This is a genomic window from Dermabacter sp. HFH0086 (assembly GCF_000413375.1).
GTDB lineage: Bacteria > Actinomycetota > Actinomycetes > Actinomycetales > Dermabacteraceae > Dermabacter > Dermabacter hominis.
The window spans coordinates 2,348,586-2,365,345 of sequence record NZ_KE340308.1 but is presented as its reverse complement, the minus strand read 5'-3'; the positions used below and the strand labels follow the sequence as shown (position 1 = coordinate 2,365,345).

Annotated in this window: 15 protein-coding genes; 12 read left to right on the top strand and 3 right to left on the bottom strand. The window is 63.9% G+C overall.

The genetic code is table 11. The features are described 5' to 3' along the window. The first annotated feature begins 11 nt into the window (after window positions 1–11). The 11 genes from HMPREF1484_RS10595 to HMPREF1484_RS10545 all read left to right on the top strand — a co-directional run bounded on the left by HMPREF1484_RS10595 (window position 12) and on the right by HMPREF1484_RS10545 (window position 12,270). Window positions 12–914: a bifunctional methylenetetrahydrofolate dehydrogenase/methenyltetrahydrofolate cyclohydrolase gene (locus tag HMPREF1484_RS10595; protein ID WP_016665057.1), complete on the top strand. Its 903-nt coding sequence runs from the start codon at window positions 12–14 to the stop codon at window positions 912–914. A 136-nt stretch (window positions 915–1,050) separates the two neighbouring features. Continuing rightward, window positions 1,051–1,872: an exodeoxyribonuclease III gene (locus tag HMPREF1484_RS10590; RefSeq protein WP_016665056.1), complete on the top strand. Its 822-nt coding sequence runs from the start codon at window positions 1,051–1,053 to the stop codon at window positions 1,870–1,872. A 69-nt stretch (window positions 1,873–1,941) separates the two neighbouring features. After that, a complete protein-coding gene (locus HMPREF1484_RS10585) occupies window positions 1,942–2,514 on the top strand; it encodes a copper chaperone PCu(A)C (protein WP_051120669.1) in 573 nt (190 codons plus the stop codon). After that, the gene (locus tag HMPREF1484_RS10580; protein ID WP_016665054.1) at window positions 2,511–3,755 is read left to right on the top strand and encodes a Dyp-type peroxidase; all 1,245 of its coding nucleotides are present in this window, start codon (window positions 2,511–2,513) and stop codon (window positions 3,753–3,755) included. The genes HMPREF1484_RS10585 and HMPREF1484_RS10580 overlap by 4 nt, the downstream gene beginning before the upstream one ends. A 26-nt stretch (window positions 3,756–3,781) precedes the next feature. Further along, window positions 3,782–4,903, top strand: a complete 1,122-nt coding sequence (locus tag HMPREF1484_RS10575) for a mannose-1-phosphate guanylyltransferase (protein ID WP_016665053.1) — start codon at window positions 3,782–3,784, stop codon at window positions 4,901–4,903. A 130-nt stretch (window positions 4,904–5,033) separates the two neighbouring features. Next, on the top strand, window positions 5,034–6,128 hold the full coding sequence (locus HMPREF1484_RS10570) for a BMP family protein (protein ID WP_016665052.1): 1,095 nt from the start codon (window positions 5,034–5,036) through the stop codon (window positions 6,126–6,128). Between the two features lie 153 nt (window positions 6,129–6,281). Next, window positions 6,282–7,856 carry an ABC transporter ATP-binding protein gene (locus HMPREF1484_RS10565; protein ID WP_016665051.1) on the top strand — a complete coding sequence of 525 codons (1,575 nt, stop codon included), beginning with the start codon at window positions 6,282–6,284 and terminating at the stop codon, window positions 7,854–7,856. Further along, complete coding sequence (locus HMPREF1484_RS10560) at window positions 7,853–9,181, top strand: ABC transporter permease (RefSeq protein ID WP_016665050.1); 1,329 nt, start codon at window positions 7,853–7,855, stop codon at window positions 9,179–9,181. The genes HMPREF1484_RS10565 and HMPREF1484_RS10560 overlap by 4 nt, the downstream gene beginning before the upstream one ends. A gap of 1 nt (window position 9,182) precedes the next feature. Further along, window positions 9,183–10,532, top strand: a complete 1,350-nt coding sequence (locus HMPREF1484_RS10555; RefSeq protein WP_016665049.1) for an ABC transporter permease — start codon at window positions 9,183–9,185, stop codon at window positions 10,530–10,532. Between the two features lie 11 nt (window positions 10,533–10,543). Continuing rightward, window positions 10,544–10,945, top strand: coding sequence for a cytidine deaminase (locus HMPREF1484_RS10550; protein ID WP_016665048.1), 402 nt, complete (start codon window positions 10,544–10,546; stop codon window positions 10,943–10,945). Between the two features lie 38 nt (window positions 10,946–10,983). Further along, on the top strand, window positions 10,984–12,270 hold the full coding sequence (locus HMPREF1484_RS10545) for a thymidine phosphorylase (protein WP_016665047.1): 1,287 nt from the start codon (window positions 10,984–10,986) through the stop codon (window positions 12,268–12,270). A 31-nt stretch (window positions 12,271–12,301) separates the two neighbouring features. Here the strand turns inward: HMPREF1484_RS10545 and HMPREF1484_RS10540 are convergent, their stop codons facing one another. Then, a complete protein-coding gene (locus tag HMPREF1484_RS10540) occupies window positions 12,302–13,432 on the bottom strand; it encodes an NUDIX domain-containing protein (RefSeq protein WP_016665046.1) in 1,131 nt (376 codons plus the stop codon). Window positions 13,433–13,496: 64 nt separating this feature from the next. On the opposite strand from HMPREF1484_RS10540, the gene deoC reads away from it, so the two are divergent. Further along, a complete protein-coding gene (gene deoC / locus HMPREF1484_RS10535; RefSeq protein ID WP_040387064.1) occupies window positions 13,497–14,177 on the top strand; it encodes a deoxyribose-phosphate aldolase in 681 nt (226 codons plus the stop codon). A gap of 3 nt (window positions 14,178–14,180) precedes the next feature. On the opposite strand, the gene HMPREF1484_RS10530 is transcribed toward deoC, so the two are convergent. Both HMPREF1484_RS10530 and HMPREF1484_RS10525 read right to left on the bottom strand, forming a co-directional pair. Next, a complete protein-coding gene (locus HMPREF1484_RS10530; protein ID WP_016665044.1) occupies window positions 14,181–15,920 on the bottom strand; it encodes a phospho-sugar mutase in 1,740 nt (579 codons plus the stop codon). Next, on the bottom strand, window positions 15,917–16,753 hold the full coding sequence (locus HMPREF1484_RS10525) for a purine-nucleoside phosphorylase (protein WP_016665043.1): 837 nt from the start codon (window positions 16,751–16,753) through the stop codon (window positions 15,917–15,919). Before HMPREF1484_RS10525 ends, HMPREF1484_RS10530 begins: the two co-directional genes overlap by 4 nt. Window positions 16,754–16,760 lie beyond the last annotated feature (7 nt).

Sequence of the window (16,760 nt, the reverse complement as noted above, 5' to 3'; positions counted from 1 at the left end):
GTAAGGACGCTATGACTGCACAAATTCTTGACGGCAAGGCCACGGCGAAGACCATTAAGGAAGAACTGCGCGAACGCGTGGAGAAGATCGTTGCTGAAGGCGCGGTTCGCCCTGGCCTTGCGACCGTGCTCGTAGGCGCGGACCCGGCCTCGGAGATCTACGTTGCCGGTAAGCACCGCGATTCCGAGGCAATCGGCATCAACTCGATTCGCAAGGACCTGCCCGAGGAGACGACTCAGGAGGAACTCTTCGCAGTCCTCGATGAGCTCAATGCCGACCCGGCCTGCACGGGCTACATCGTGCAGCTTCCCTTGCCGAAGCACATCGATACCGACGCGGTTCTCGAGTACATCGACCCGCAAAAGGATGCCGATGGTCTTCATCCCGTGAACCTTGGCCGACTCGTGCTCAACGTCAACAAGCCCATCACCACCCCGCTGCCGTGCACGCCGCGCGCCGCGATTGAACTCGCGAAGCGTCACGGTATCGATTTCAACGGCAAGCACGTTGTCGTCGTAGGCCGTGGCGTGACGGTGGGGCGCCCCATCGCGTCCCTCCTCACGCGTCGCGAGCATAATGCGACCGTCACCCTCACGCACACTGGCACTAAGAACCTCCCGGAGCTCCTCAAGCAGGCCGACATCGTGATCGCCGCTGCCGGGGTGCCACATCTCGTGAAGGCGGCCGACCTTCGCGACGATGCCGTTGTGCTCGACGTTGGTGTAACGCGTGAACCGGATCCGGAAACGGGTAAGCAGAAGATCAAGGGCGATGTCGAGCCCGCTGCTAAGGAGAAAGTCGCCTGGATCAGCCCGAACCCGGGTGGCGTCGGACCCATGACTCGCGCGCTGCTCATGCAGAACGTTGTCGAGTCGGCCGAGCGCGCGTGGGAAGCCGAAAAGGCTAAGCGCTGATACCCGAGTTGCCTTGCACGTTCACTGTGTAGAACGATCGTGGGGTGACTGACGGCAGGGACCCGTCCTTCGTGGGGCGGGTTCCTCCCCGTCAAATCGGGCGCGAGCGCGCCCGTGGATGAATGAAGGAGTAAGTGTGACTTTCACGGTGGCGACGGTTAACGTCAACGGCATTCGGGCGGCGGCTCGCAAAGGTATGGGGGAGTGGCTTGCCTCGTGCGGCGCAGACGTCGTCACCTTCCAGGAGGTGCGTGCTCCCGAGGACCTCGTCGAGGGACTCGTGGGACAGGGGTGGCGGTCGGCCGCACACGCCTCGATGCTCAAGGGCCGCGCGGGGGTTGCGATTGCGGTGCGCGAGGGGCTCGAAGGAGCGAACGTGGGAGAGGTCCGACGCTTGCTTCCCAACCTCGAGGCGGATTCGCACACCGGCCGCTGGCTCGAACTCGACGTCGAGGACGCACTCGGCGACGGCATGGACCTAACCGTGATTTCCATGTACATGCACTCGGGCAACGTCGACAAGCCTCAAACGATGGTCGATAAGTACGAGATGCTCGAGGGCGCCTGGTCGCGCCTCGAGGAATTGCGTGCGAGCGGGCGCCACGTGCTCCTCACGGGAGACCTCAATATCGCGCACACGAACCTCGACATTAAGAACTGGAAGGGCAACCTCAAGAGCGCGGGTTTCCTTCCCGAAGAGCGCGCCTACATCGATCGCCTGCTTGAGGCGGGGGAATGGGTTGATGTGCACCGCGCGCTCGCTGGCGATGTGCCCGGGCCGTACACGTGGTGGTCGCAGCGCGGGAAAGCCTTCGATAACGATTCGGGCTGGAGGATCGACTACCACCTGGCCTCGAAGGAACTCGCCACGCGGGCTGTGTCCGCACGCGTCGACAGGGCTGCGAGCTACGACACGCGCTGGAGTGATCACGCCCCACTCGTCGTGACTTACGAGTAAATTTCGAGCAGAAAAAGATAGGCGTGCCCCCGGCGAAGGCTGGGGGCACTGGCAGAAAGCGATGTGACAGTGGTGAACACTCGGTGGAGTATCAATCGCCGTGGTTTTGTAGGGCTCGCGAGTCTCGGCATGGTTGCCCTCGCCGGATGCTCGGCACTGCCCGAGAAGGACGCCCCATCGAAAACGCAGCAACCGTCGGAGGCCACGGATGCTCACGATGGCAGCGTGAAGGTGACCGACGCATGGGCGAAGGCAGCAGACCCCGCTGACACGGACATGACGGCAGTCTTCGCGTCCCTCACCTATGCGGGCGGTGCAAAGGAGAGCGTGCAGGTCACAGGCGCGCGATGCGATGCGGCGGACATGTGCATGCTCCACGAGGTTGTGACAGAAAACGGTAAGAGCACGATGCGCGAAGCCGAGGGCGGATTCACGCTCAAGGCCGGCGAGAGCTTCATGCTCGAACCCGGTGGCCCCCACATCATGCTCATGGGGCTGACGAAGCCCCTTGCCGCTGGCGAGAGCATCGCGCTCACCCTCGAAATCGAGGGGATGGATGACGTGGACTTCACCGCAGTCGTCAAGGACTTCGCGGGCGCGGAGGAAAACTATGACGACATGGGCAGTGACGACGGCCAGTGAGACCCGATGGTGACCGGCGAGCTTTTCTCGCCGCAGGCCTCGTAGGAGCTGCGGGAGTCGGTCTTGGCGCTGCGGGGGCGAGCGCGTACCACGCCTCAGCGGAGGAGAATCCCGAGCGCACGGCACCAATCCCTACCGAGGAGGAGCTCGACAAGCGCCGCATCGTGGGCGAGGCGCGCGAGAGCTTTTATGGCCCGCACCAGGCGGGCATCGCTGAGCCACCACTCGCGCACGGGGTCTTCATCGCCCTTGGCCTTCGACCGGAAACCGATAGAAGCGGCCTCGAACGAATGCTGAGGCTCTTAAGCGACGATGCTGCGAGGCTGACGCAGGGGCGTGCCCCGCTCGCCGACACGGAGCCCGAACTCGCCGATGCGCCCGCACGGCTCCGGGTCATGTTTGCGCTCGGTGAGAAGGCGGTTGCGCTCGCCGGTGTTGAGCCGCCCTCGTGGCTGAGGCCGCTGCCGGCGTTTGAGATCGATAGGCTCGAGGATCGTTGGTCGGGCGGAGACGTGCTGATCGCCCTGCAATCGGACGACCCGATCGCGCTCGCCCACGCTCAACGGATGCTGCTCAAGGATTCGCGCGCGTTCTGCACGCTCACCTGGGTGCAAAAGGGTTTCAGGAATGCGCGCTTTGCTGCCCCCACGGGGTCTCAAAGGAATCTGTTTGGGCAGATTGACGGGACAGTGAACCCCGAGGGGAGCGGTCTCGACACGCACGTGTGGATCAACGATGGTCCGTTCGCCGGTGGCTGTTCGATGGTGGTGCGCAGGATCGCGATGGACGTTGACGAGTGGGACCGTGCGGACCGCGTGGCTCGCGAGTTTTCCGTGGGGCGACGGATGTCCGACGGCTCCCCGCTCGCCGGTGGGCCAGGCGAAAACGGCGAAGCCGATTTTGCCGCGAAAGACAAGCACGGTTTTCACGTGATCGGCGAATACTCCCATATGCGGCGCGCGAGGTTGGCGGACGACGGTACGCACCACGAGAATGAGCAGATTCTTCGACGGCCCTTCAACTACGACGACGCACCCACCGGGAGCGAGATCTCGAATACCGGGCTTATTTTCGTGAGCTATCAACGCGACGTCGACGAACAGTTCGTCCCCATGCAACAGCGGCTTTCCGACGGTGACTTGCTCAATACATGGACGACGCCGATTGGCTCGGCTGTGTTTGTGGTCCTTCCCGGGTGCCGCGAGGGCGGTTTCGTCGGGCAGAGTCTCTTTCAGCGTTGACGCACCAGCTCCGTTAGCCTTGGCCTATGACCACCTCCTCCCCGTTTATTCCCGTCATTCCGGCTGGAGGCTCGGGCACGAGGCTCTGGCCGCTTTCGCGTCAGAGCCACCCGAAGTTTCTCCTTGACCTTGAGGGCAATGGTGCGAGTCTCCTCATCAACACTCTCGAGCGTCTCGCGCCCCTGTCCTCGGCGCGGCCAATTATCGTGACGGGGCGTGCGCACCGTGAGGCAGTCGCCGCGCAGGTTGGCGATGGTGCCCAGGTCCTTTTCGAGCCGAGTGGAAAAAACTCGATGCCAGCGATCGCGTGGGCTGCCGCGCTTGCGGAGCGCGAGCACCCCGGTGCCATCATTGGCTCCTTCGCCGCTGACCACGTGATCGCACCGAAGGAAGACTTCTGGAAGGGTGTCTACAGCGCGATCGCCGCTGCGGAACTCGGCTATCTCGCGACCATCGGGATCGAACCCACGTCGGCGTCGAGCGCTTTCGGGTACATCGAGACCTGCCCGTCAGATGCGGCCGATGAGGACGCGATTGCCCTGCGCTCCGCGGGAGCTTTAAACGTCGCCCGTTTCGTCGAAAAACCGGACGCCGCAACTGCTGACGAGTTCGTGCGAAGCGGACGTTTCATGTGGAATGCGGGGATGTTTGTTGTGAAGGCGCGTGTGCTGCTAGAAGCCCTCGACGATCTCCATCCCGAGATCAGCGACGCCGCACGAGCTCTCGCGCTCGAGGGGACCGGGGGAGAGCTTTCGAGGGAGGGCAAAGCGATCTGGGCGAGCCTCGAGCCGATCGCGATTGATCATGCGCTCGCGGAGCCGCTCGCCTCGCGCGGGGCGGTCGCCGTCGTGCCCGCGAGCTTCGCGTGGGACGACATCGGCGACTTTCGGGCGCTCGCGCGAGTGGCGCGCGGCGAAAAGGAGAACGAGGGCGGCGTGGATGTCGCGGGGACCGCCAAGGTCGTGAGTGTGGATTCTCGGGCGCGCGTGTATTCGAACTCCAAACGCCCAATCGCTCTGGTTGGTCTCAATGGCATTAGCGTCGTCGAAGCAGGGGACGTTTTGCTAGTCGTGGACGAGGCGAAATCGCAAGACGTCGGGGCACTCGTGAAGCGCCTAGAAGCGGAGGGACTGGAGGGCCTTTTATAGGCTTCTGACGGATGCTCTCCAGATTCCGAGTCTGGGAGTGCATTCAGGTTAACGGAGCGTTACATTAGGAGGAGGACGCCCGGACCCGCCGGGCGTACCCTCAACTGGTCCCCTCACGTTGGAGGCAATCGTGAAGTCCCTTTCCCGCGCGGCCGCACTGCTCGGTGCTGGCGCCCTCGTTCTTTCCGCCTGCGGCACCCCGCCCGAACAGTCCGGCTCCGATTCGGGTGCTGGAAAGGGCGGCGATTTCAAGGCCTGTATGGTGTCCGATTCGGGCGGTTTCGACGACAAGTCGTTCAACGAGTCAGGCTTCAACGGCCTCACGACTCTCAAAGAGGACAAGGGCTACAAGGTGCAGACCGCCGAGTCGTCGAGCGAAGCTGACTTCTCGCCGAACCTGCAAAACATGGTGCAGGGCGATTGCAACCTCATCTACGCCGTTGGCTTCCTTTTCTCGCAGACCCTCAAGACTGAGGCCGAAGCAAACCCCGATACCCACTACGCCATCATCGACTCGACCGCTCAGGATGCCGACGGCAACCCCGTCGAGGTCGATAACGTCAAGCCGATCACGTTCGATACCGCTCAGGCGGCCTACCTCGCTGGTTACGTGGCTGCTGGTACCACCAAGACCGGCACCGTTGCGACCTACGGTGGTGCGAAGATCCCCTCGGTGACGATCTTCATGGACGGTTTTGCCGATGGCGTCGCAAAGTACAACGAAGTGCACGGCACGAACGTCAAGCTCCTCGGCTGGAACAAGGACAGCCAAGACGGCTCGTTCACGGGCGACTTCGATGACCAGACCAAGGGTAAGGCTCTGACCGAAGGCTTCATTTCCCAGGGCGCAGACATCATCATGCCCGTCGCGGGCCCCGTCGGTGCAGGCACCCTCGCGGCCGCGAAGGAAAAGGAGGGCGTCATGGTTGTCTGGGTTGACTCCGATGGCGTGGAGACCAACCCCGACGCGAAGGACGTCATCATCACCTCGGTGATGAAGGAGATTGCAGCCGCAGTCGAGACGACCGGCACGGAGGCTGCCGAAGGCAAGTTCACGAACGAGCCGTACGTGGGCACCCTCGAAAACGGTGGCGTCGGTCTTGCTCCCTACCACGAGTTCGATAGCAAGATCCCCGCAGAATTGAAGAAGGAAGTCGAAGACCTCCAGAAGCAGATCGTCAGTGGCGAGATCGAAGTAACCTCGCCCGCTTCGCCCAAGCACTGAGTCTCGGAACTCAGTCACTTGTGACGATCATCAATAAGTAGACTGGCGGCCCCCTCCCGCGGGAGGGGGCCGCCAGCACGCCCATCCCCCTTATACTCGAATCCACACCCCTCGGGCCCGCGGGGTCCGTGTGACTCACGGAAGGCAGCGCTCGTGAAACTCGAACTGCGAGGCATCACGAAGGTGTTCGGCTCGCTCGTAGCCAATGACCACATTGACCTGGTCATCAACGAGGGCGAAATTCATTCGCTCCTCGGCGAAAACGGCGCGGGTAAGTCCACCCTCATGAACGTTCTGTACGGGCTCTATCAGCCCGACGGCGGCCAGATTCTTATCGATGATCAGCCCGTGCATTTCGCGGGCCCCGGAGATGCTATGGCCGCCGGTATCGGCATGGTGCACCAGCACTTCATGCTCATCCCGGTCTTCACCGTTGCGGAAAACGTGGCGCTCGGCCACGAGCCTACGAAGGGCGCCTTCCTCGACCTCGACCAAGCACGCGCGAAGGTGCGCGAAATCTCCAAGCGCTTCGGCTTCGACATCGACCCGGACGCAAAGGTCGAAGATCTCCCCGTCGGTGCGCAGCAGCGAGTCGAGATCATCAAGGCGCTTTCGCGCCGCGCCGAGGTTCTTGTTCTCGACGAGCCCACGGCGGTGCTCACGCCGCAGGAAACCGATGAGCTCATGCAGATCATGCGTCAGTTGAAGGATGAGGGCACATCGATCGTGTTCATCACCCACAAACTGCGCGAGGTTAAGGCAGTCGCGGACCGTATCACGGTCATTCGACGCGGCAAGGTTGTGGGCGCAGCCGATCCAAGCGCGCCGCAAACCGAACTTGCAAACTTGATGGTGGGCCGTCCGGTGGCCCTCGACTTTGCGAAGTCTGAGCCGAAGGGCGGCAAGGCGGCCCTCAGAGTTGAGGACCTCACGGTCACGGACTCGCAGGGGCTCAAGCTTTTGAACTCCGTGAGCTTTGACGTCCACGAGGGAGAAATCCTCGGTGTCGCGGGTGTTCAGGGCAATGGCCAGACGGAACTCACCGAAGCTCTCCTCGGCCTTCAGGAGAACGTGAGCGGTCACGCCGTCCTGAACGGCAAGGATCTCGTGGGCCTCAGCACGAAACGAATCCTGGACGAGGGCGTCGGGTTTGTTCCCGAGGACCGCACCGAAGACGCCCTCATGAAGTCGTTCTCGGTCGCTGAGAATCTTGTTCTCGACCAACACGACCGCAGGCCTTTCGGCTCGGTAATCTCCCTTCACCCGGGCACGATTCGCACGCACGCCGAAAGCCAGGTCAAGGAGTTCGACATTCGCACGGCCGGAATTGACCTTCCCGTTGGATCCCTCTCGGGTGGCAACCAGCAGAAGGTCGTCATGAGCCGCGCGCTTTCGCGAGACCTTTCGCTCTTTATCGCCTCTCAGCCCACACGCGGCGTTGATGTCGGCTCGATCGAGTTCCTTCACAAGCGCATCGTTCTCGAACGAGATAAGGGAACCCCGGTCATCATCGTCTCGACCGAACTCGACGAGGTGTGCCAGCTTGCCGACCGCATCGCGGTGATGTACCGCGGTGAGATCCTCGGGATTGTGCCTGGAGACGAAAGCCGCGAAGTGCTGGGCCTCATGATGGCCGGGTACACCGCCGAGGCGGCTCGCGAGGCCGTCGCTAACGGAACGGGAACGCTGAGTGAGGGCGCCCTGACCGAGGAAGGAGAGCTCTCGTGAGCGAGAAAAATACCGCGTCGAGTCGCACCCTCGCGCAGCGGATTGGCCGCAGCGAAGTCTCGGTCGTCATCGGTGCGTTCATCATTGCCGCGATCATCGGTAGCGTTCTCATCCTGATCGCCAATGAAGATGTGCGTGAGTCCTTCGGCTATGTCTTCGCGCGCCCGAGCGATTTCTTTGGGGCATCGTGGGCAGCGATCGCCGGGGCGTACGAGGCGATGTTCCGCGGCGCTATCTTCGACTACAACGCGCGTACGACCGCCCTCATGTGGCGCCCTCTGTTCGAGACACTGACAGTCGCGACTCCGCTGATCATCGCCGCCTACGGCATGGCCGTGGGTTTCAGGGCGGGCATGTTCAACATCGGCGGCACCGGTCAGCTCCTCATCGGTGCTGCAATGGCCGGATACGTCGGATTCACGTGGACGTTCCTTCCGCCTGTCGTCCACCTCATTGTCGCGCTTGCGGTCGGTGCACTCGCAGGTGCGGTGTGGGGCGGCATTGCGGGCTTCCTCAAAGCGCGATTCGAGGCGAACGAGGTCATCTCGACCATCATGCTCAACTGGATCGCGGTCTCGCTTCTCGGCTTCCTCCTGACGACGAAGGCCTTCACCGCAGCGAACTCGTCGCAGCCCATCTCGCCGAACGTCGCCGTGAATGCACAGCTTCCCATTCTCATCTCCGGTTACCGTCTGCACGCCGGTATCTTCATCATGCTCCTCGCAGGCGTGTTCATGTGGTGGCTGCTCACGCGCAGCTCGCTCGGCTTCAAGTTCCGGACCGTCGGTGAAAACCCCCGCGCCGCGCAAGTCGCGGGCATCAAGGTTGGCACGACGAGCTTCCTCGTCATGGTCGTCGCCGGCGCACTCGTGGGTCTGGCCGGCTCCGTTCACTTGCTCGGCACCGAGCACCGCCTCACGAGCGGAATCGCCGGCAACGTCGGCTTCGACGCGATCACGGTTGCGCTCCTCGGCCGCTCGGGCCCCATCGGGATCCTCCTTGCGGGTCTACTCTTCGCGGCCCTCGGCGTGGGTGGTCGGTTCATGGAGTCGAACCAGGGAGTCCCGATCGACCTTGTGAGCATCGTCCAGGCGCTCGTCGTGCTCTTCATTGCCGCGCCACCGCTCGTGAGGACCCTCACCGGTCTCTCGTTCCTTGCGCGAGACAAAAAGGACGACGACACACCGGCGGGTAGTGCCGCTCCCGCGACGGAGGAATCCGACGCCTCCACGGCAACCGTCGGAACCGTAACCCCCGCCGCAGCCGGCAGCCACCGGGCAAGCGCACCCGCAGCCGACTCCGCCGACGCTTCGAAGGAGGCATGAGATGAGCGTTCAGGATCCCCGCGCCCTTCCCACGGACGACGTCGTCGTTCTCGACACCGTCAAGGGGCGTCTCCCGAACTGGTGGCACATGCCCGTTGCCCTGAGCGTCTTTGCGCTCGTGGCCCTCGCAGGGTTTTGCCTCGGGGCGGTCCCCGGGCACGACTCGACATTCGCAATCGCCCGCGAGTCGATGTTTACCGACATGGGGGTGCCACAGAAAATTTCGATGCCCGCGCAAGCAACCTCGCTGGTGTTGGGCCTCGTTCTCGTCGCCCTCGCGGTCCTTGCGTGGATCGTGCAGGCGAAAAACCTCGCGTGGCCGCGCGGCACGAAAGCGCTCCTGCAGGTTCTCTTCGGAGTTTTGTGGGCCTTTGACTTCCTTGTGTGGGCCGTCGCGGGTCAGGCACTCGACCTCGGCTACCTCCTCCAGGCGACTCTTGCCCTCGCGGTTCCGCTCGTGTTCGGTGCGCTTTCGGGCGTGCTGTCGGAGCGGGCGGGCGTCGTCAACATCGCGATCGAGGGCCAGCTGCTACTCGGCGCGTTCGGCGCCGCGCTCGTAGGCTCGATGACGGGTAGCCCGTGGATCGGCATGATCGCCGCGCCGATCGTCGCGCTCCTGATCGGTGCACTGCTCGCGCTCTTTGCGGTTGGTTACCACGTGCAGCAAATTATCGTCGGTGTGGTGCTGAATGTGCTCGCGATCGGCCTCACGGGCTTCCTGTTTGGAACGCTTATGAAGCAGGATCCGGAACACTTCAACACCCCCATGCGGCTGCCGAACCTCCGCGTTCCCGTTCTCGCCGATATCCCCGTGATCGGCCCCGCGCTCTTTGACCAGAACATTCTCGTGTACCTCATGTGGGTCATCGTTGCCATCCTCACGACCGCGCTTTTCTGGACCCGCTGGGGTCTTCGCGTACGTGCCGTTGGCGAGCACCCCCTCGCCGCCGACACCGTGGGCATTAACGTTGCGCGCACGCGCTGGAGCAATGTTCTCCTGGGCTCGGCCGTCGCCGGCCTCGGCGGCGCGACCCTCACCATTGGCACGAACGTGGCGTTCGCGAAGGAAATGAGCGCGGGCAAGGGCTATATCGCTCTCGCCGCCATGATCCTCGGCCGCTACCACCCCGTTGGAGCAATGTGTGCGGCGCTCTTCTTCGCGTTCGCGACTGCCCTCCAACAGAACCTCGGCATTCTCTCGAGTTCTCTTCCGCCGGACCTTCACAAGGCCACCGTGCCCTCGGAGTTCCTCGCGATGCTGCCGTACGTCGTGACGCTGTTCGCGGTCGCCGGTTTCGTGGGGCGGGTTCGCGTGCCCGCTGCCGATGGCGAGCCGTACATCAAGCAGTAGGAGCCTCGGCGATGACCGACTTCGAACCTTTGCTTGAAGCCGCGCGCGCGGTCGCTGCCCGCGCCTACGTCCCGTATTCGCACTATCCCGTGGGGGCCGCGGGGCTCGTGGACGACGGGCGCATCGTACGCGGGTGCAATGTCGAGAACGCCGGTTATGGTGTGACGCTCTGCGCCGAATGCGGCATGATCTCAGAGCTCATGGCGAGCGGTGGCGGGAAGATCCGTGCGTTCGTGTGCGTCAACCGGCTCGGCGAGGTCATCATGCCGTGCGGCCGCTGCCGGCAACTTCTCGCCGAACACGCGGCGAGCGACTTCACGATCCTGACGCCGAAAGGGGAGGCGAGCCTCGACGAGATGCTTCCCCAATCGTTCGGCCCCGCCGATCTCGATGCTGCCGCGCCCGAGGCGTAGGCGCATTTTCTCAATTGACACAGTCGAAAGGACACCCCATGGCTGAAGCATTTGATGCGGTTGATGTCATCCACGCCAAGCGAGACAAGCGCGAGCTCACGCCCGAGCAAATCGCCTGGACGATCGATGCGTACACGCGCGGTGTGATTGCCGAGGAGCAGATGAGTGCGCTCGCGATGGCGATCTTCCTCAACGGAATGAACCGCGAAGAGATTGCGCTGTGGACGAAGGCCATGATCGCTTCGGGCGAGCGGATGAGCTTCGACGCCCTGTCGAAGACGACGACCGATAAGCATTCCACGGGTGGCGTGGGGGATAAGATCACCCTTCCGCTCGCTCCGCTTGTCGCCTCCTTCGGGGTGGCTGTTCCGCAGCTCAGCGGCCGCGGTCTCGGCCACACGGGAGGTACGCTCGACAAACTCGAGTCGATCCCCGGTTGGCGCGCAAATCTCACGAACGATGAAATGATGCGCCAGCTCGAGACCGTTGGTGCGGTCGTGTGCGCGGCGGGAAGCGGCCTAGCCCCCGCCGATAAGAAGCTCTATGCGCTGCGTGATGTGACGGGGACCGTGAACTGCATTCCCCTCATCGCGAGCTCGATCATGAGCAAGAAGATCGCCGAAGGCACCGCCTCCCTTGTGCTTGACGTGAAGACCGGCTCGGGCGCGTTCATGGAAGACGAGTCGATGGCGCGGGAGCTCGCCCGCACGATGGTCGATCTTGGCTCCGATGCGGGCGTCAATACCGTCGCGCTCCTGACCGACATGTCCGTCCCGCTCGGGCGCGCGGTCGGCAACGCAATCGAGGTCGAGGAAAGCGTCGAGGTTCTCGCCGGCGGTGGCCCGGCAGACGTCGTTGAACTCACCGTTGCCCTCGCGACCGAAATGCTTGCCGCAGCGGGTGTCACGGACGTTGACGTCGACGCCGCGCTCAAGGATGGCCGCGCGATGGACACGTGGAAGGCCATGATTCGCGCTCAGGGCGGCGACCCCGACGCCGCACTCCCCGTCGCGAAGCACAGCCACGAGGTCATCGCGCAGTCCGACGGCTGTGTAACCGGCCTCGATGCCATGAAGGTCGGCGTTGCCGGTTGGCGCCTCGGTGCTGGCCGTTCGCGGCCCGGCGAAGCCGTCCAGTTCGGCGCGGGCGTGCGCCTCAACAAGACCGTTGGCGATCGCGTTACGAAGGGCGAAGTTCTCGCGACGCTCCTCACCGATACCGAGGATCGTTTTGCGCGCTCCCTCGAAGCGATCGAAGGCGCGTGGTGCATCGAGGACGTCGAGAATTTCGAGCGCGGATCACTCGTGCTCGACCGGATCGCCTAAAGAGCGAATGGGGCCCTGCCCCTTTCGCTGCTCAGCGTGCGGCGTTGAGTTTCGCGCGTAAGCGCGGAAGCACTTCGTCGCGAAACAGCGGGGCAAGGAGGTGCGCCTCGCCCGGCTGGGGGTGGATCGGAAACCACCGCACCTCTTCGATCTCTGCGTGCGCGGTGAACTCCTCGGGGCTCGCAACTTCGGGCGCGAGGAAGACATCGGAAATGAGGAGAGTACCGGCTTCGTTCGCAGCGGCGGTTTGAAAATGCCCAAGGTGCGTGAGTTTTTCCGGATCGAGGCGGAGATTGAGCTCCTCGTGAATCTCCCGCACCGCGCAGTCGAGTGGAGTTTCGCCCGCTTCGGGTTTTCCGCCCGGCTGCATGAACTTCTCTGTCCCGCGCTTGCGGACGCCGAGGACCTGCCACTCGCCTTGGGACTTGCCGTAGAAGCACACGGCAGACACCGTGATTGTGGGCGGTGCCTCGCGCGAGCGCGCGGGTTCGACGGTTGCTGAGCGAGCGTCGGCCTCCCACAGGCATTCAAGCCCGCCAAGGCGGGCGAGGGCCGGCCTGAGTGCGAGGCGGCGCATCCCGGCTCCCGCCCATGCGTCGACATCTCGACCCTGGGAACGGGCGAGTGCGAGACCGCGGCGAACGAGAGTGGGGATCGGCTTGCGCGCCTGGCGAACGTCGCGCACGAAGCGCAAGGCGAAAACGAGGGCGGCGGGACGATCGAGGACGATCGCATCCGCGAGAAGTCCGCGCTCGGCGAGGGCGGTGACGAGTTCGGCTGCGAAAATGCCTTCGGCAATGGCAAGCGGAGATTCCTCCGCACTAAAGATGCGGGTGCCCGTGCGCCGGGACTGCGAAATCGAATACGTGGGAACCTCGACCGCTCCCTCGTAGCAGAGGGTTTCAAGGGCTGCGAGAGCGTCGCCTGCGCGCCACGAGGCCGGATCGTCCCAGTCCACGATCCCAAAGGCGGAGGGTAGACCTTCTTCATCGCCGTCGCGGTAGAAGTCATCGAGATTGAGTACGGGCAAGCCTGAGTGCTCCGCAAGGCGCCCCTTGCCGCTTCCCGAAGGGCCGGAGAGAAGGACGATGCGGCGCGCGGGCGCGCCGGTGCGTGGGCGATGCATCGAGGCGGGGCTTTGGGAAATTGGGGGATGACTCACGGAACCTCATCCTATGCCCATCGGCTTTGAGAGAGCCCCGGTCGGCGCGTGGGAGAATGAACGCATGACAAATCACAACGACAACACCACCGTGTCCTACGACGAGCTGGCCGCGATGATCGACCACACGCTCCTCAAGCCCGAGTCGACTCCGGCCGACGCCGCGGCTCTCGCGCGCGAGGCTGAGAAGCTTGGCACCTACTCGATTTGCGTGTCGCCATCGATGCTCCCGATCGAGACGAGCGTCCACGTCGCGACCGTGTGCGGTTTTCCTTCGGGGCAGGTAGCGCCCGAAGTGAAGGCCTACGAGGCCGCCGATTCGGTCAAGAAGGGGGCCGAAGAGATCGACATGGTCATCAACGTGGGTCGCGCTATCGCGGGCGACAGCGACTTCACTGAGCAGGAGATCCGCGCTGTGCGCGAGGCCGCGCCGTGGCCCGTCATTCTCAAGGTCATCATCGAGTCCGCAGCGCTCAACGATGAGCAGATTGTTGCCTCATGCGAGGCGGCTAAGCGCGCGGGCGCCGATTTCGTTAAGACCTCCACGGGCTTCCATCCCGCCGGCGGTGCGAGCGCCCACGCCGTCGCGCTCATGCGCGAAACCGTGGGTGAAGACTTCGGCGTGAAGGCCTCGGGTGGCATCCGCACACTCGAAGCCGCGAAAGAGATGATCGCCGCGGGCGCAAACAGGCTCGGCCTGTCCGGTTCCGCGGCGATCCTCGATGAGCTAGAGGCGCGTTCCTAGGCTCTAGGCGCCAAGGAGCTCGCTGAGCTCCTTCTTCATAAGTTCGAGCTTCTCGGCCGCGCGTTCACGTGCGGCCGAGAGGTCGTTAAAGCTCGCGTCTGCCGCGATAGGACTGACGACCTCGAGGTAGGCCTTGAGCTTCGGCTCGGTTCCCGACGGGCGCACGATCACACGCGAGTCGTCCTCGGCAAGCAGGAACATGCCGTTTGTGGGCGGCAGGCCCGTGGTCTCGAGCGACCCCTCGGCGAGATCGCGGACATCGACCACAGGCGAGTTCGCGAGCGCGCTCGGGGGAGTCGTGCGGAGGGTGGTCATCATCTCGCCGATGCGGTCGAGGTTGCTCACCCGGATCGAAAGCTGCGAGGTGAGGTAGAGCCCGCATTCGCGCGCAAGGTCGTCAAGGAGATCGACTAGGCTCGCGCCGTGTGCTTTCGTGAGGGCGGCGAGCTCGGCGATCGCGAGAGCCGCCGACATGCCGTCCTTATCCTTGACGACATCGGGGAGCACGCAGTAGCCAATCGCTTCTTCGTACCCGAACGCAACGTTGTGTGCGCGGGCGATCCATTTGAAGCCCGTGAGGGTCTGGGTGCTCGCGTATCCGCGAGCTTTCGCGAGCGCCCCGAGGGAGCGTGAACTCACGATCGAGTTCGCGAATGCCCCCTCGACCTCGCGGTGGTCCGCAATGTAGGTCGCGAGAAGCAGTCCCAGCTCATCGCCGTGCAGCATGCGCCACACCTCGCGGCGCGGGTCATAAATGGCGGCGGCACAGCGATCCGCGTCGGGATCGTTCGCAATGACCAGATCTGCCTCGACCTGTTCGGCGAGTTTTGCCGCGAGATCGATCGCCCCCTTTTCCTCCGGGTTCGGGAAGGGAACGGTCGGAAAGTCGGGATCTGGCTCTTGCTGCTCCTTCACGCTGTGGACATCCGTGAAGCCAGCGCTCTCGAAGGCGGAGAGCATCGTCGCGCTACCGACGCCGTGCATGGCCGTGTGGACGATGCGCAGGTTCGCACGTGCGGCGCGAGCCGCACCCGTATCGGTCGCGTCGCTTCGCTCAATAATCGGGAGGATAGCCTCGACGTACTCGTCGACGAAGGATTCGGGCATCGTCTCCCACCCGCTTTCGGCGAGGGGAATGTCGCGCACCGCTCCCACGGAGGCGATTTTCGCGGCGATATCCGCGTCGGCCGGCGGGACGATCTGCACGCCGTTGCCGTCTTCACTTGCGGCGCGGCCACCCAGGTAGACCTTGTAGCCGTTGTCCCGTGCGGGGTTATGGGAAGCCGTCACCATGATGCCGCAATCTGCACTCTTCGCACGCACGGCGTGCGCGAGCACGGGAGTTGGCCAGTGGTGGGGCATCAGGATGACCTCGTGGCCGGCAGCGGTGAGGATAGCGGCGCTCGTTTCGGCAAACGTGCGGGAGTTGTAGCGCGCGTCGTAGCCAATCACGATGCGTGCCTTCCCAACGACATCGCTGAGGTAGGCGCCGATGCCTGCCGCGGCGCGCGACACGACCGCAACATTCATGCGGTTCGGGCCGGGGCCCATCGCACCTCGAAGACCGGCGGTGCCGAACTGGAGAGTTCCGGCGAAGGCTCCTTCGAGTTCGGCGAGTTCGGCCTCGTTGCCCTCCTCAGCAGCGGCAATGCGATGCTTGAGTTCCTCGCGCGTGCTCTGGTTCGGGTCATCCTCCATCCATGCACGCGCGCGGGAAGCAAGGTTTGGCTCGAGCGCGCTCATCGGTCGCTCTCCTTTGCGATGGCGTGAATGGTGCTGGACAAAAGCTTCGCGAGGCGCGGAGCCGCAGCGTGCCCTGCCTCAACGACTTCTTCGTGGTTGAGCGGCGTGGGGGAGATCCCCGCGGCAAGGTTTGTCACGAGCGAGAAGCCGAGCACGTCGAGGCCTGCTTCGCGCGCAGCCATGGCCTCGAGCACGGTCGACATGCCCACGAGGCTCGCACCGAGAACGCGCGCCATCTGGACCTCTGCGGGGGACTCGTAGAACGGTCCGCGAAATTGCATGTAGATGCCTTCGTCGAGGCCCGGATCGATTGACTTCGCGATCTCGCGCAAGCGCGGTGTGTAGATGTCGGTTTGGTCGACGAAGGTCGCACCCGTGATCGGGCTGTCACCCGTGAAGTTGATGTGATCGGTGATGAGCACGGGACTACCCGGCTTCCACTGTTCGTTCAGGCCGCCGCAGCCGTTGGTCAGCACGAGCGTCGTCGCGCCGAATTCGGCAGCGGTGCGCACGCCGTGAACCGTGGCGCTTACGCCGTGGCCCTCGTAATAGTGGGTGCGGGCACCGAGCACGAGTACGCGGGCCCCGCCGGAAATCTCAAAGATGCGGAGGGTCCCGACGTGGCCTTTGACCGAGGGCTTCTGGAAACCGGGGATCGCGTCGGCGGGAGTGCTGAACAGTTCCGTGCCGAGGAGCTCGGCTGCCCCGGACCAGCCGGATCCGAGCGTCACGGCAATGTCAATCCGCTCGATGCCGGAGGCCTCGCGCAGGACGTTTGCCGCGTCCTTGGCGAGGAGGTACGGGTCGGGTGTCATGTGTGCATTGTCAGTCATGCGACAA